This window comes from Microvirga ossetica (genome assembly GCF_002741015.1).
GTDB lineage: Bacteria > Pseudomonadota > Alphaproteobacteria > Rhizobiales > Beijerinckiaceae > Microvirga > Microvirga ossetica.
Genome location: NZ_CP016616.1, coordinates 88,427 through 102,500, shown reverse-complemented (window position 1 = coordinate 102,500; position 14,074 = coordinate 88,427). Strand labels below are relative to the sequence as shown.

The 14,074-nt window shown below is 62.8% G+C and carries 10 protein-coding genes, 2 tRNA genes, 2 rRNA genes and 3 pseudogenes (1 of these 17 only partly in view); 11 read left to right on the top strand and 6 right to left on the bottom strand.

Translation table 11 applies throughout. The annotated features are described in order from the left end of the window. The 4 genes from BB934_RS00455 to BB934_RS00440 form a co-directional block, all read right to left on the bottom strand. A 23S ribosomal RNA gene (locus BB934_RS00455) occupies positions 1 to 189 on the bottom strand (it extends 2,620 nt beyond the left edge of the window). A 289-nt stretch (positions 190 to 478) separates the two neighbouring features. Beyond that, a tRNA-Ala gene (locus BB934_RS00450) sits at positions 479 to 554 on the bottom strand. Positions 555 to 578: 24 nt separating this feature from the next. Then, a tRNA-Ile gene (locus BB934_RS00445) sits at positions 579 to 655 on the bottom strand. A gap of 177 nt (positions 656 to 832) precedes the next feature. Then, positions 833 to 2,319: ribosomal RNA gene (locus tag BB934_RS00440) — 16S ribosomal RNA — on the bottom strand. The 16S and 23S rRNA genes sit together here with 2 tRNA genes alongside, the layout of an rRNA operon. An 855-nt stretch (positions 2,320 to 3,174) precedes the next feature. On the opposite strand from BB934_RS00440, the pseudogene BB934_RS48895 reads away from it, so the two are divergent. The 6 genes and pseudogenes from BB934_RS48895 to BB934_RS00415 form a co-directional block, all read left to right on the top strand. Continuing rightward, positions 3,175 to 3,585, top strand: a pseudogene (locus BB934_RS48895) (PAS domain S-box protein); the annotation flags it as partial. A 12-nt stretch (positions 3,586 to 3,597) separates the two neighbouring features. Continuing rightward, entirely contained in the window at positions 3,598 to 4,050 is a 453-nt protein-coding gene (locus tag BB934_RS48890) for a PAS domain S-box protein (RefSeq protein ID WP_335645633.1), read from the top strand. A 78-nt stretch (positions 4,051 to 4,128) separates the two neighbouring features. Continuing rightward, entirely contained in the window at positions 4,129 to 5,658 is a 1,530-nt protein-coding gene (istA, locus tag BB934_RS00430) for an IS21 family transposase (RefSeq protein WP_099507858.1), read from the top strand. Beyond that, positions 5,655 to 6,440, top strand: a complete 786-nt coding sequence (istB, locus tag BB934_RS00425) for an IS21-like element helper ATPase IstB (protein ID WP_099507856.1) — start codon at positions 5,655 to 5,657, stop codon at positions 6,438 to 6,440. The genes istA and istB overlap by 4 nt, the downstream gene beginning before the upstream one ends. A 58-nt stretch (positions 6,441 to 6,498) precedes the next feature. Then, the gene (locus BB934_RS00420) at positions 6,499 to 7,134 is read left to right on the top strand and encodes a plasmid pRiA4b ORF-3 family protein (protein ID WP_099507855.1); all 636 of its coding nucleotides are present in this window, start codon (positions 6,499 to 6,501) and stop codon (positions 7,132 to 7,134) included. A gap of 40 nt (positions 7,135 to 7,174) precedes the next feature. After that, positions 7,175 to 7,897, top strand: a pseudogene (locus tag BB934_RS00415) (sensor histidine kinase); the annotation flags it as partial. 48 nt (positions 7,898 to 7,945) lie between these two features. Here the strand turns inward: BB934_RS00415 and BB934_RS50795 are convergent. Both BB934_RS50795 and BB934_RS00405 read right to left on the bottom strand, forming a co-directional pair. Continuing rightward, positions 7,946 to 8,236, bottom strand: a pseudogene (locus tag BB934_RS50795) (coproporphyrinogen III oxidase); the annotation flags it as partial. Positions 8,237 to 8,475: 239 nt separating this feature from the next. Then, a complete protein-coding gene (locus BB934_RS00405) occupies positions 8,476 to 9,423 on the bottom strand; it encodes a helix-turn-helix domain-containing protein (RefSeq protein WP_099507851.1) in 948 nt (315 codons plus the stop codon). A 126-nt stretch (positions 9,424 to 9,549) separates the two neighbouring features. Here BB934_RS00405 and BB934_RS00400 point away from each other — a divergent pair, with 126 nt between their 5' ends. The 5 genes from BB934_RS00400 to BB934_RS00380 are packed head-to-tail and all read left to right on the top strand — an operon-like array spanning position 9,550 to position 14,060. Beyond that, the gene (locus BB934_RS00400) at positions 9,550 to 10,764 is read left to right on the top strand and encodes an amino acid ABC transporter substrate-binding protein (RefSeq protein ID WP_099507849.1); all 1,215 of its coding nucleotides are present in this window, start codon (positions 9,550 to 9,552) and stop codon (positions 10,762 to 10,764) included. A 21-nt stretch (positions 10,765 to 10,785) separates the two neighbouring features. Beyond that, entirely contained in the window at positions 10,786 to 11,661 is an 876-nt protein-coding gene (locus BB934_RS00395) for a branched-chain amino acid ABC transporter permease (protein WP_099507847.1), read from the top strand. Then, a complete protein-coding gene (locus BB934_RS00390) occupies positions 11,658 to 12,596 on the top strand; it encodes a branched-chain amino acid ABC transporter permease (protein ID WP_099507845.1) in 939 nt (312 codons plus the stop codon). Before BB934_RS00395 ends, BB934_RS00390 begins: the two co-directional genes overlap by 4 nt. Then, the gene (locus BB934_RS00385) at positions 12,593 to 13,324 is read left to right on the top strand and encodes an ABC transporter ATP-binding protein (protein ID WP_099507843.1); all 732 of its coding nucleotides are present in this window, start codon (positions 12,593 to 12,595) and stop codon (positions 13,322 to 13,324) included. The genes BB934_RS00390 and BB934_RS00385 overlap by 4 nt, the downstream gene beginning before the upstream one ends. After that, on the top strand, positions 13,317 to 14,060 hold the full coding sequence (locus BB934_RS00380) for an ABC transporter ATP-binding protein (protein WP_099507841.1): 744 nt from the start codon (positions 13,317 to 13,319) through the stop codon (positions 14,058 to 14,060). The genes BB934_RS00385 and BB934_RS00380 overlap by 8 nt, the downstream gene beginning before the upstream one ends. Positions 14,061 to 14,074: the final 14 nt, after the last annotated feature.

The window sequence follows — 14,074 nt, the reverse complement described above, 5'->3', positions numbered from 1 at the left end:
ACCCTCCGTCTTGCAACCCCACCATCGCTGATGACGTCACAAGACAAAGGGTCGAAGGGGGGTTTCCCCATTCGGAGATCCTTGGATCAAAGCTCGTTCGCAGCTCCCCAAGGCTTATCGCAGCGTACCACGTCCTTCATCGCCTCTCAGCGCCAAGGCATCCACCAGATGCTCTTACGACACTTGATTACTCTCACGATCCATGTCCGCTCGGCAGCGCACACAAATCGTCAAAGAAAGACCTGTCTTTCGGATTTCTCCAAAAGACATGTTTTGCTTGCCAAGCATATCCGGCACAACGGCTGCGGGCCGTCGCTGGTTCGCGGGAACTAGGTGTCCCGCTTGCCGAATATGCTGCCTCTTTACGATTTCAAACATCCGCGCCGCCAAACCCGAGAAGGGCAGGGCACGAACCTCATGACATGATCCACGACCATGACGGATCATGGTCCATGGACACACCAAACATCAGGCATCGTGGTGGAGCCTGTCGGGATCGAACCGACGACCTGAAGCTTGCAAAGCTACCGCTCTCCCAGCTGAGCTAAGGCCCCTTGCTCAAACGAGCAGCACGATAATGGTGGGCCTGGGACGACTCGAACGTCCGACCTCACCCTTATCAGGGGTGCGCTCTAACCACCTGAGCTACAGGCCCAGTCGGCCATGACGAACAATCCCTGACGGGACCATCCCAGACCAACCGATGTTTGGATGTGAGAGAAGAGAAACGAAGACGGCAGCGTCCCGCATAGTGGGATCTGACTGATCCCTTGTGTTCAAAAGAGTTCCGATAGAACCGGCATGACGCCGCTTCGTAAGAGAACATCCTTAGAAAGGAGGTGATCCAGCCGCAGGTTCCCCTACGGCTACCTTGTTACGACTTCACCCCAGTCGCTGACCCTACCGTGGTCGCCTGCCCCCTTGCGGTTGGCGCAGCGCCGTCGGGTAAGACCAACTCCCATGGTGTGACGGGCGGTGTGTACAAGGCCCGGGAACGTATTCACCGTGGCGTTCTGATCCACGATTACTAGCGATTCCGCCTTCATGCACTCGAGTTGCAGAGTGCAATCCGAACTGAGACGGCTTTTTAGGATTAGCTCCCCCTCGCGGGTTCGCTGCCCTTTGTCACCGCCATTGTAGCACGTGTGTAGCCCAGCCCGTAAGGGCCATGAGGACTTGACGTCATCCCCACCTTCCTCTCGGCTTATCACCGGCAGTCCCCCTAGAGTGCCCAACCAAATGATGGCAACTAGGGGCGAGGGTTGCGCTCGTTGCGGGACTTAACCCAACATCTCACGACACGAGCTGACGACAGCCATGCAGCACCTGTGTTCCCGCCAGCCGAACTGAAGGATGCCGTCTCCGGCACCCATACGGGACATGTCAAAGGCTGGTAAGGTTCTGCGCGTTGCTTCGAATTAAACCACATGCTCCACCGCTTGTGCGGGCCCCCGTCAATTCCTTTGAGTTTTAATCTTGCGACCGTACTCCCCAGGCGGAATGCTTAAAGCGTTAGCTGCGCCACTGACGAGCAAGCTCGCCAACGGCTGGCATTCATCGTTTACGGCGTGGACTACCAGGGTATCTAATCCTGTTTGCTCCCCACGCTTTCGCGCCTCAGCGTCAGAACCGGACCAGTAAGCCGCCTTCGCCACTGGTGTTCTTGCGAATATCTACGAATTTCACCTCTACACTCGCAGTTCCACTTACCTCTTCCGGTCTCAAGCTCTACAGTATCGAAGGCAATTCTGTGGTTGAGCCACAGGCTTTCACCCCCGACTTATAAAGCCGCCTACGCGCCCTTTACGCCCAGTGATTCCGAACAACGCTAGCCCCCTTCGTATTACCGCGGCTGCTGGCACGAAGTTAGCCGGGGCTTCTTCTTCCGGTACCGTCATTATCGTCCCGGACGAAAGAGCTTTACAACCCTAAGGCCTTCATCACTCACGCGGCATGGCTGGATCAGGCTTGCGCCCATTGTCCAATATTCCCCACTGCTGCCTCCCGTAGGAGTTTGGGCCGTGTCTCAGTCCCAATGTGGCTGATCATCCTCTCAGACCAGCTACTGATCGTCGCCTTGGTGGGCCATTACCCCACCAACTAGCTAATCAGACGCGGGCCGATCCTTCAGCGATCAATCTTTCTGCTCTCGCACGTATCCGGTATTAGCCCAAGTTTCCCTGGGTTATCCCGAACTGAAGGGCACGTTCCCACGCGTTACTCACCCGTCTGCCACTCACCCCGAAGGATGCGTTCGACTTGCATGTGTTAAGCCTGCCGCCAGCGTTCGTTCTGAGCCAGGATCAAACTCTCAAGTTGAAGAATTTGATCTCGACTAAATCTCTACGCAAATTGACAGAGTGCACCCAATCTCCAGGTTTCCCCGGAAACGGTGTACTCACCAAAGCATAGACATGGTCGATATTCTTAACGATCGTTCATCGAACGATCCGCAAGGACACCGCCGCCTACGCTTCTCTTCCCCTCTCAACAATGTCAAAGAGCAAATGTCACATCCCCCTCAAGGGACGCAAACGGAACCTCAAGACAACCAGGCCGCCCTCGCAAGCCGCCCGATCCCCAAAGCCCCTCGGCACAAGCTCATCAGAACCGCGCCGCCGATGGCCCTGATCTAGGCCCTCATCCGGCCGCTGTCAACCGGGTTCAAGACAGTTTTTTGAAGCTGTCCCGAAGTCGATCTTCGCATCGAGCAAGTCGAGGCAAAGTCATCCCGTTCGCAAAAACATCGCTGTTCTTGCGTTGATCTTGCCGCCAGGCCCGAAAGACCTGGCAGCCGCTGCCGATGAAAGAGCGCCAGAGGAGCGCGCCACCGTTCGACCCCGTCGAACCGGCAAACCGCTCATGGCAAAGCCGGACCCTGAGACCCGGCTTAAGCCCGACACAAACCGGACCAAGCCCCCGGAGCCAAAGACCCGGATCGCTTGAAACCCCCGACCTGTCGGAAAATCCACCCCGGTCTAAACCAGGACCAGGGTCGCGCCGATATAAAGATCAGAAAAAATTTGGCAAGAGAGAATTGAGCGTGATCAGCAATTAACGCTGAAAAAGGCGGCGCCGCATTCTGGGACTCGAAGAAACAGCGTTTCTTCCGATGCCGCTGCAGGAGATTGGGTTGCATGCGGCGCGGAGCACGCCGACAGGTTTAGCTTGGAGATGTTGGAACCCGGACGGAGGCTGCTATGCTGGGTGTCACATCGAGTGGGACACGTGACAGAAACAGGTTTCGATACAGATCGGCCCCGCTCTCCAGGCATGGCTGCAGAACTTCTCATCAATGCGATGACGGATACGGCGCTTCTCGTGCTCGATGCGCAGGGCAACATCGCGAGTTGGAACAGGGGCGCCGAGGAAATCTTCGGGTGGAGCGCAGGCGACGCGCTCGGGCGTTCGGCAGCCATCCTGTATCTGCAGGACGGCAATGACACGCGCGGCTTCGACCGGGATCTCTAGTCGGCACGCGACAACGGACGCCACGAGACGCAAGGGTTTCGCATTCGCAAGGACGGCTCGGCATTCATGGCGAGAGTGACGATCGCTCCCATTGCCAGCCCCGACCTCGGCGAGGGCGGCTTTGCCATGATCACCCGCGACATTAGCGAGTGGATCAGCGCCGAGGAAGCCTTGAGGACCCGCAAAGCCCATCTGCGATCCATCCTGGAGAAGGTGCCCGATGCCATGGTGGTGATCGACGAGGAAGCGCGGATCCAATCGTTCAGCGCCACCGCCGTGCGGATCTTCGGCTACATGCCGGATGAGGTCATCGGCGAGAACGTCAAGCTCCTCATGCCGTCGCCCTATCGCGAGCAACATGATTCCTACATGCAGCGCTACGGCCATACGGGCGAGCGGCGGATCATCGGGATCGGGCGCGTGGTTGTCGGACTGCGTAAGGACGGGTCGACCTTTCCCATGGAGCTAGCCGTGGGCGAGATGCGCTCGGGAGGCATCCGCTACTTCACCGGCTTCATCCGGTACCTGACGGAGCGGCAGCAGACCGAGACACGCTCGCATGAACGACGACAACTATGATGGCCGCCTGATGACGACAGAGATGGCCGGTTTGGTGTGAGATGCATCAATCTTTCCCGCGATTGCGGGAGAAGGCTGATGCCGGGCATTCACGTCACCGACCGCCAAGTCAGGCGCTACATGAGTTCACGCAAGGACGGATATTCCCAGGCCGCCGCGTCAGCGCGGGCCGGGTTCAGTGAACGCACCGGCCGGCGCATCGAAGCCGACTCGGTTCTTCCCAGCCAGCGCGAGGCGCGTCGCTACCGGACGCGCCCGGATCCCTTCGCCGAGGTCTGGCTCGACGAACTCGTGCCGATGCTCGAGGCCGCACCCCAGATCCGGGCCACTACTTTGCTCGAAGAGTTGCAGCGGTTGCATCCGGGGCACTATGGCGACGGCCGTCTGCGCTCGCTGCAGCGGCGGGTGGCCCATTGGCGGGCGACCGAGGGATCGGAGCGCGAGCTGATCTTCCGACAGGAGCATCCGCCCGGCCGGCAGGCTCTCTCGGACTTCACCAATGGTGCCAAGCTCGACGTGACTATCGCCGGCCAGCCCTTCCCGCATCTGCTCTACCATTTCTGGCTCGCTTATTCCGGCTGGCGCTTCATCAAAGCCATCTGCGGCGGAGAGAGCTTCACGGCTCTCACCGAAGGCCTGCAGGAGGCGCTCTGGCAGCTCGGCGGCGTCCCGCACGAGCATCGCACCGACCGGCTCTCGGCCGCCTATCGCAACCTCGCTGATCGTGAGGACGAGGCCAAGGCCTATGCCGCCTTCTGCAACCATTACGGTCTGCAGCCGACCCGCAACAATGCCGGCATCGCCCACGAGAACGGATCGGTCGAAGCCGCCCATGGCCATCTCAAGCTCGGATTACGCGAAGCTCTCGAATTGCGCGGCTCGAAAGATTTTTCCGATCTGGAGGCTTATCAGGCCTTTCTGCAGGACTACGCCATGCGCAAGAACGCAGCCGTGCAGGCGGCGCTTGCCATCGAGCGCAAGGCGCTGGCTCCTCTGCCGCGCTTTCGCACCAGTGATTACTCGGTGGCGACGGTCACCGTCACACGCTCCGGCACGATCTCGGTGCGCAATGTCCTCTACACCGTGCCCTCGCGCCTCGTCGGCTGTCGGCTCAAGGTGCATATCTTCGATGATCGTCTTGTCTGCCATCTCGGCCTAACCCCGGTGCTGGCTGTCCCACGCCGCTACTTCAAACGTGGTGGTCCCGGTGTCCGCGTCGTCGATTACCGGCATCTGGTCCATGCTCTCGTGAAGAAGCCGCAGGCCTTCCGGCACTCGGTGTTCCAGGAGGATCTGTTCCCGCAGACCGCCTTCCGACAAGCCTGGGAGGTTCTTGATGCCAGGCTTGATCCAAGACAGGCGTGCCGGGTCTATGTCGGCCTGCTGCATCTGGCTGCTACGCACGCCTGCGAGGCCCAACTGGCCGATCATCTCGCGAGCGTTCTCGCCGGCGGCGGGCTCCCGGATCTCGACCAGGCCCGAACTATCGTGGCCGGGCCGTTGAACGTCCAGGCGCCAGTTGTTCATGTGAGGGCGCCGGATCCGAGCGTCTACGACAGCCTGATCCCTGTCGATCCCATCGCCGCTTCAGAAGGGGCCGCGCCATGACCCGATCCTCATCCGCCGCGCCGCCTGTCGACACGGCGAAGTTGCCGGTTCTGCTCACCACCTTGCGTCTGCCAACCATCTCGCGGCTCTGGCAGGAGATCGGCGCCCGGGCCGATGCAGAGGGCTGGGGATCGGCTCGCTTCCTGGCTGCCCTGTGCGAGCACGAGATCCATGAGCGGCACAGTCGACGGATTGCCCGCCATATCGCCGAGGCCGATCTGCCCCCTGGCAAGACCTTTGCGACCTTTGACTTCTCCGCGGTGCCGAGCCCGCGCAAGGCGCAGGTCCTGGCGCTGGCAGACGGGGATGCCTGGCTCGACCAGGGCGCCAACATTCTGCTGTTCGGCCCCTCTGGGACCGGCAAGACGCACCTCGCCGCGGCCATTGGCACGGCTCTGATCGAGGCCGGCCAGCGGGTGTTGTTCACGCGTACCACCGACCTGGTCCAGAAGCTGCAAGCCGCCCGGCGCGATCTGAACCTGCCGGCGACCCTGGCCAAACTCGACCGCTTCGATTGCCTGATCCTCGATGACCTCGGCTACGTGCGCAAAGATCAGGCGGAAACGAGCGTCCTGTTCGAGTTGATTGCCGAGCGCTATGAACGACGCTCTCTGATCACAACCTGCAATCAGCCCTTCAGCACCTGGAATCAGATCTTCCCAGATCCCGCCATGACGGTCGCGGCCATCGACCGTTTGGTTCACCACGCCACCATTCTGGAACTCAACACCGAGAGCTACCGACGCCGGACCGCGACGCAGGCCAAGAGCGCCGCTGTCTAATTGTCGTTGGACGCGGTCAGATAGTTGACGCCGCCCACGGTGACAGGTCCACTGGGGCATGTCCTGGAAAGATCCCAACGCCCTCCACATCAAGATCACGCTGGCCGAGATCGACCCGCGCGTGTGGCGGCGGCTGGTGGTGCCGTGGACGTGGCACTTGGGACAGTTGCACCTTGCGATCCAGGCCGCGTTCAACTGGTGGGACTCCCACCTGCACGAGTTCCACATTGGTGGCCTGCGCTATGGCGATCCGGAACTGCTCGAGGACGGGGCTTTCGAGGATGACCCGCGAGTGTTCGACGAGCGTGAGGTGCGGTTGCGCGACTTCGACCGGGAGCCGGGCACATGCTTTACCTATCTCTATGACTTTGGAGACAGCTGGCTGCACACCGTGGAGATCGAGAAGCTGCTGGCCCTCGATACGCCCCCTCGCTTTGGGACCTCTATTGCGGGAGCCCGTGCCAGGCCGCCAGAAGACGTTGGCGGCGTCAGTGGCTATGAGCGCTTTCTCGCCATCATGGCCGATCCGGATGATCGCGAGCACACCGAGACCCGGGTCTGGTGCGGCGGCCACTTCGATCCGGAATGGTTCGACCTGGCGCTCACGGACAAGGACGTCAGGAACGCCCTGAAGCCCAATGTCCGGCGGCGCCTGCACCAGCCCAAGCCCGCGCGAAAACGCCAGACATCGTAGATGGCGCTACCCGGACACAAAAATTGTCGTTGCACAATCGCAGGAGCTGCAGTCCGAACTCGTCCACATGTCGCGGTTTACTGCACTCGGCGAGATGGCTTCGACACTCGCCCACGAAATCAACCAGCCCCTGACGGCGATCACGAACTATCTCAAGGGCTGCCGCCGGATCCTGGAGCGGATGGAGGGGGAGGCGGTGCCCATGCTCCGGGACGCGGTCAACGAAGCGGGTGAGCAGGCACTGCGGGCAGGGCAGGTGATCCGCCACCTGCGCGAGTTCGTGGCCCGCGGGGAGAGCGAGCGCCATATCGAAAACCTGCCGAAGCTGGTCGAGGAGGCGAGCGCCCTTTCTCTCGTGGGAGCCAAGGAGCAGGGCGTCCGGGTTGCTTTCGATTTCGACCCAGATGCGCCGTTCGTGCTTGCCGACCGGATCCAGATCCAGCAGGTTCTGCTGAACCTCATCCGCAATGCCATCGAGGCCATGCAGGAAACATCCCGCCGGGAGCTCAAGGTAGCCACGCGGCTCGTCGACGACGCCCATGTCGAGTTGAGTGTCGAGGATACGGGGCCGGGACTTGCCGCCGAAGTGGCGGTTCAGCTTTTTCAGCCCTTCGTAACCACGAAGAAGCATGGCATGGGGGTGGGCCTGTCGATCTGCCGGACGATCGTCGAGGCTCATGGCGGAAAGATCTGGGCCGAGTCGGACCGGGGCAAGGGAACGGTCTTCCGCTTCACGCTGAGAGCTGTCAGGAGAGAGGAGGTTGAGGCCGGAGGCGGCAAGCGCTTTCACATGCTCCGGGGTAATCGTCCGCGGATCGATCTCGACCGCAATCTCTGCGTCGGGAAGAATCGCAAAGGCTGCACCGAGATGCCATGAGATCCGCCGGAGGTCGTCCGGTGAGAGAATGGTCGGGGTACCCCCGCCCCAATGAATGTGGGAAACGGCCATACGACCGGGCAGGTTTTGTGCAACGAGACTGATCTCACGTTCCAGGCACTCCACGTAGGAAGCCACGGCCTTGTAGCTGCGCGTGACGGCGGTGTTGCAGCCGCAATAGAGGCAGAGCTCCGCACAGAAAGGGACGTGCAGATAGAGCGACAACGGCTTGTCTTGCGCCAGTTCCCCGAGCCAGGATTCGTAGGTCTCCGCTGTGATCTCGGGCCTGAAATGGGGAGCGGTCGGTTAGCTGGTATAGCGCGGGACGCGCTGGTCGTAGCGAGCGATGAGTTCCGGGGTCATACCGGGACCTTGCATGCAAGTCCGGCAACGGGCCTTGACCTAAATCAAGGATGATAGATCTCTGGCAGGAAATACCAGAAGGCGATGTTTCTACCTGCCATTTACGGCCACGCGGCATAGGAGCCGGTGCTGCCGGCGCGCTGCGCCTTGACGCGGCGACGATAGACGCCCGGCGGTATGCCGACATGCTTCTTGAAGAACCGGTTGAAGTATCCCGGATCCTTGAAGCCGAGGCCGAACGCGATCTGCTCGATGGGCACGTCCATCTGCTGGAGGCGCATGCAGGCGTCCTGGATCACGCGGTCGCAGACGAGCGCGCGCGGCGGATGGCCGGCATTGCGCACGCAGACCGCATGGAGCCGGTCCTCCGTCACCCCGAGGGTCGCCGCATAGCGCCCGACGCTCCAATGCTCGCGATACCGGAGCTCGACGAGTTGCCGGAACTGCTGCAGGACGTGATGCCCCGTACCCCGCAGGCCGGCCTCCGCCGGTGAATCGCCCTGCGCCAGCCGCCAGATATGCAGGCCGATCACCGTCAGATGCGCGCCGAGAATGGCCATGGAGACGCGATCCGGGCTTCGCACCTCCCGGGCCAGGGCCCGAAAAGAGTGGGCGATTTCGTCGGCACGCTCCTGCAGGCGCTGGGACGGCAGGAGAATGAGCCGGTTTAGGACAGGACGCAGGAGCGAACCTTCGGGGGCGCTGCTGACGGTCCTGGTCAGGAAGTCGTCATCCACCGAGAGCATGTAGCCCCGAGCACCGGCATCGATGCGGACCGTCTTCCCGCCATGGCTCGGGAGCCACAGAAGGAAGGGTGAGGGCAGCTCCGTCTCTACTTCGGATCCCCGAAGAATGCCGCCGCGGGACAGGATGAGGAATGCGTGAGCCCGCGGTTCGCCGCCGTCTCCCGGAAGCACCCACTCGCGCTCCGACAGCGAAGGCGCAATGGTCTCGGCGTGCAGGACAGCGGTGGGCGCAACCCAAATCGCCTCGGCCCGGACGGTCTGTGCCTTGGTGGGGCGCGGTCGAAGGCTGGGCCTGGCGGTCATGCCGGATACGTACAATCTTTCGCCAATATTGTCCAATTTGCATGCCCGAGAGGAAGCGTAAGCTCAGGCTCGTCAAGGGCCGAGTCCGAAACGAGAGCCTCAACAAAATATCCCCTGGAGGAAACCATGACCGGTTACGTGACACGGCGTCATGCCGTTGCCCTGCTCGCCGCTGCGAGCTGCCTTGTTGCCGGGGCTTCGGCCCAGGCCCAGAACTCCATCAAGATCGGATACGCGATCTCGAAGACCGGCCCGAATACGGGCGGTGCCAGCATCACCACGCTGCCGAACTACCAGCTCTGGGTGAAGGAAGTGAATGCCGCCGGCGGGATCATGCTCTCCGGCAAGCGGGTTCCGGTCGAGATCGTCGAGTACGACGACCGCAGCAACTCGGAGGAGGCGGTCAAGGCCGTGGAGCGCCTCGCCACCCAGGACAAGGTCGACTTCATCCTCTCACCCTGGGGTACCGGGCTCAACCTCGCCGTCGCGCCGATCATGAACCGCCTCGGCTATCCGCACCTCGCAGTCACGACCAATACCGACCGGGCGCCGGAGCTGGCCAAGAGGTGGTCCAATGCCTCGTTCTGGCTCGGTCTGCCGTCCGACATCTCCACCTCGTTCGTGGATGTGCTGACCAAGATGAAGGGCGAGGGCAAGATCGGTGCCGATGTCGCCATGATCGGCGTCTCGGACCAGTTCGGCATCGAGCTGTCGACGGCGGCCCGCAACGCGCTCAAGAAGGCCGGCTTCAACCTCGTCTACGACAAGTCCTATCCGGCCGGCACCCAGGATGTGCAGCCGCTCCTCAAGGACGCGATGGCGGCCAATCCCGATACCTTCATCGCCTTCAGCTACCCGCCGGACACCCTCGGCGTGACGGATACCGCGAAGGTACTCAACTTCAATCCGAAGGTGTTCTTCGTCGGCGTCGGCACGGCCTTCCCGGTCTATAAGCAGCGCTTCGGCGAGAATGCCAACGGCGTGATGGGCATCGGCGGATGGAATGCGGATTCGCCGGCGCTCAAGGATTATTTCAAGCGCCATACGGAAGCCGTCGGCCGCGAGCCCGACCGCTGGGCGAGCCCGATCACCTATGCCAGCCTGCAGGCCCTGCAGCAGGCGATCGAGAAGGTCGGCAAGATCGATCGCGACGCGGTGATCAAGGAACTGCAGACCGGCACCTTCGACACCGTCATCGGCAAGGTGAAGCTCGAAGGCGGCCTGCTGAAGGACGTGTGGGGCGTCGGCCAGTGGCAGAACGGCGAGTTCTACGGCGTCGCGCCGGTCACCAAGGAGGGCGCCCGCCCGGTCATCGCCCCCAAGCCTGCCTGGAAGCCGTAACCGCTGTCCTTTGAGATCGTCATGCTGATCGTCGACATCATTCTCGGCGGCCTGATCCTCGGCGGCATGTATGCCCTCGTCGCCATGGGCCTCACGCTCCAATACGGCGTCGCGCGGATCATGAACCTCGCCTATGGCGAGGTTCTCATCGCCGCCGCCTTCGCCTCCTACCTGCTCTTCACCACCTTCGCGCTCAGTCCGCTCGTCGGAATGGTTCTGGTGCTGCCGGCCGGCTTCGCGGCAAGCTGGCTCATCTATCGGGTGCTGTTGGTGCCGCTCGTCCGGCGGGCGAAGACGAGGGATGCCCTCGAGGTCGACTCGATCCTGGCGACCTTCGGCCTGCTCTTCGTGGTTCAGGGTATCGCCTTCGTCCTGTTCGGCGGGCAGTACTACAGCTATTCGTATCTCTCGGTCCCGATCACCATCGCCGGGTCGACGATTGCCGTGAACCGGCTGATCGCCTTCGGCTTCGCGGTCGCCTTGAGTCTCATCCTCTATACATTGCTCATGCGCACCCGGACGGGAACGGCGATCCGCGCCGTCGCCGTCGACCCCACCGCCGCAAGCCTCGCCGCCATCGACGTGCGCAAGGTCGCAGGCCTCGCCTTCGCGCTAGGCGGGGCGATGTGCGCGGCAGGCGGCGTGCTGGTCAGCATGTTCCTGACCTTCAACGCGGCCATGGGCGTCGTCTTCACCATGAAGGCCCTGATCGTCGTGATCATGGGCGGCGTCGGAAACCTTCTCGGCGCTCTGGTCGCGGGCCTGCTGCTCGGGCTGGTCGAAACCGTCGTCGCACGGCTCGTCGATCCAGGGCTCACACTCGCCGCGACCTTCATGCTGTTCCTGACCGTGCTCCTCGTGCGCCCGACGGGACTTTTCGGGAGGGCAGGCCGATGAAAGCAACCGTCACGCCGGCGATCCTCGTTGCGAGTGTGCTGCTGGTGCTCGGACTCGTTCCCTTTCTTGGGTCGAGCTATCATCTCGCCGTCGCCACCGGCGTCCTGAGCCAGCTGGTGCTCGCCACCGCCTGGGCGCTTTTCTCCGGCACCACGCGCTACGTCTCCCTGGCGACCGTCGCCTTCTTCGGCATCGGCGCCTATACGGTTGCCGTGCTCGGCGAAGTGCTGCCCTGGCCGCTTGTCCTTGTCACCGCGGCGTGCATCGGCATTGCGGTCGCTACTCTGGTCGGCCTGTCGACGTTGCGGCTGTCGGGCGTTTATTTCGTGATCTTCTCCTTCGGCCTCGCCGAGCTGATCCGTCAGCTCGTGACCTGGTTCGAGGTGAATGTCAGCGGCTCCGTGGGGCGCTACGTCTTCATCGACATCACGCAGGAATCGATCTTCTGGCACCTGTTCGCGCTGGCCGTGCTCGTCTTCCTGGTCGGCTGGCTCATTCAGCGCTCGCGCCTGGGTCTTGCCCTGCGGGTGATCGGAGACGACGAGACCGTCGCCCGCCATTGCGGCATCGACACCACCCGCGCCAAGCTCCTGCTCTTCGCGGTCAGCGCCGCCTTCATGACACTCACCGGCGCCATCATGGCGCCGCGGTGGACCTATCTCGACCCGACGATCGCATTCAACCCGGTGCTGTCGTTCCAGGTTCTGATCATGGCGCTGCTCGGAGGCGCCCATCGCCTGTGGGGACCGCTTCTCGGGGTGATCCCGCTGACGATCCTCTTCGAGGTGCTGGGCGCCAACTTCCCGAACTATTTCAGCATCCTCCTCGGCCTCGTCTTCATGCTGATCGTCTACGGCGTGCCCAACGGCATCGCCGGGCTCTTCGAGCGCACGAAGCTGAAGCCGCTCCTGCTGCAGACCCGGAGGCCCGCATGACCGGACCTCTCCTCGAGGTCGAAGGCCTTACCCGCCGGTTCGGCGGCCTCGTGGCCGTAAACGGACTGACGATGACGGTCGGCAAATCCGAGATCGTCGGCCTGATCGGACCGAACGGTTCGGGCAAGACGACGGCGCTCAATCTCCTCTCGGGCGCCCTGAAGTCGGATGCCGGCGCCATCCGGCTGGCGGGGAAGTCCATCGACGGGCTGCCGGCCCACAAGATCGCCCGGCTCGGTCTCGCCCGGACATTCCAGCTCGTGCGCGTGCTGCCCTCGCTCGATTGCGTGGAGAACGTGAAGGCCGGGCTGGCCTTCCGGCTGAACCCGCTCTGGGGCGAGCCGGCGACGGAAGAGGCGCTTCGGCTGCTCCGCCGGGTCGGATTGGGCAGCAAGGTGGATCACTCTGCGTCGCAATTGACCTATATCGATCAGAAGCGCCTCGAGATGGCTCGCGCCCTGGCGCTCGCGCCGAAGCTGCTGCTGCTCGACGAATGGCTGGCTGGCCTCAACCCTTCCGAGTTGCAGGAGGGTATCGCCCTCATCCATTCGCTGCGTGAGGAGGGTCTGGCGATCATTCTGGTGGAGCATGTCATGGATGCCATCCGCTCCCTCTGCGACCGCTGCGTGGTGGTGAGCGCCGGAACCGTAATCGCGGCCGGTCCGCCCGCCGCCGTTCTCGCCGATCCCGAGGTCGTCCGGGCCTATCTGGGAGACCCCGATGCTTGAGGTTTCGAATCTCACCGTCGCTTATGGACTCCATCGCGCCCTCGAGCAGGTCGAACTGCAAATCGGACAATCCGAGATCGTCGTGATCCTGGGCGCCAACGGGGCCGGCAAGTCCTCGCTCCTGAAGGCGATAGCCGGGATCGTGCCCGCCTTGCCGGGCAAACGGATCGTCTTGTCCGGCCGTGACCTCTCCGCCCTGCCGCCGCATCGGATCGTCGAGGCGGGCCTGGCGCTCGTTCCCGAGGGCCGCGGCATCTTCGGCGATCTCACCGTGCGCGAAAACCTGCGTCTCGGCGCCTATCCCGAACGCTCCCGGGCGAGCGAGCGGGAGATCCTGGAGCGGGTGCTCACCCTGTTCCCCCGCCTGGCAGAACGTCTCGGTCAGACCGCGCGGACCATGAGCGGCGGCGAGCAGCAGATGGTGGCGATCGGCCGGGCACTGATGTCCAAACCGGACGTACTGCTGCTCGACGAACCCTCCCTCGGCCTGTCGCCACTCATGTGCAAGGAGCTGTTCGCGGCGCTGGCCCGAATCAGGGAGAGCGGCGTGAGCGTGCTTCTTGTCGAGCAGAACGCGCGCCAGAGCCTTGCCATCGCCGACCGGGGCTATCTCATCGAGACCGGGCGGATCGTCGGCGAGGGCCGTGCCTCCGATCTTCGCGACGATCCGGCCGTGCGCCGCGCCTATCTCGGCGGCGCGGGCGGCGTCGCTTTTTCATCCTTTCAACCGAGCTGAACGCGGAGCATCAG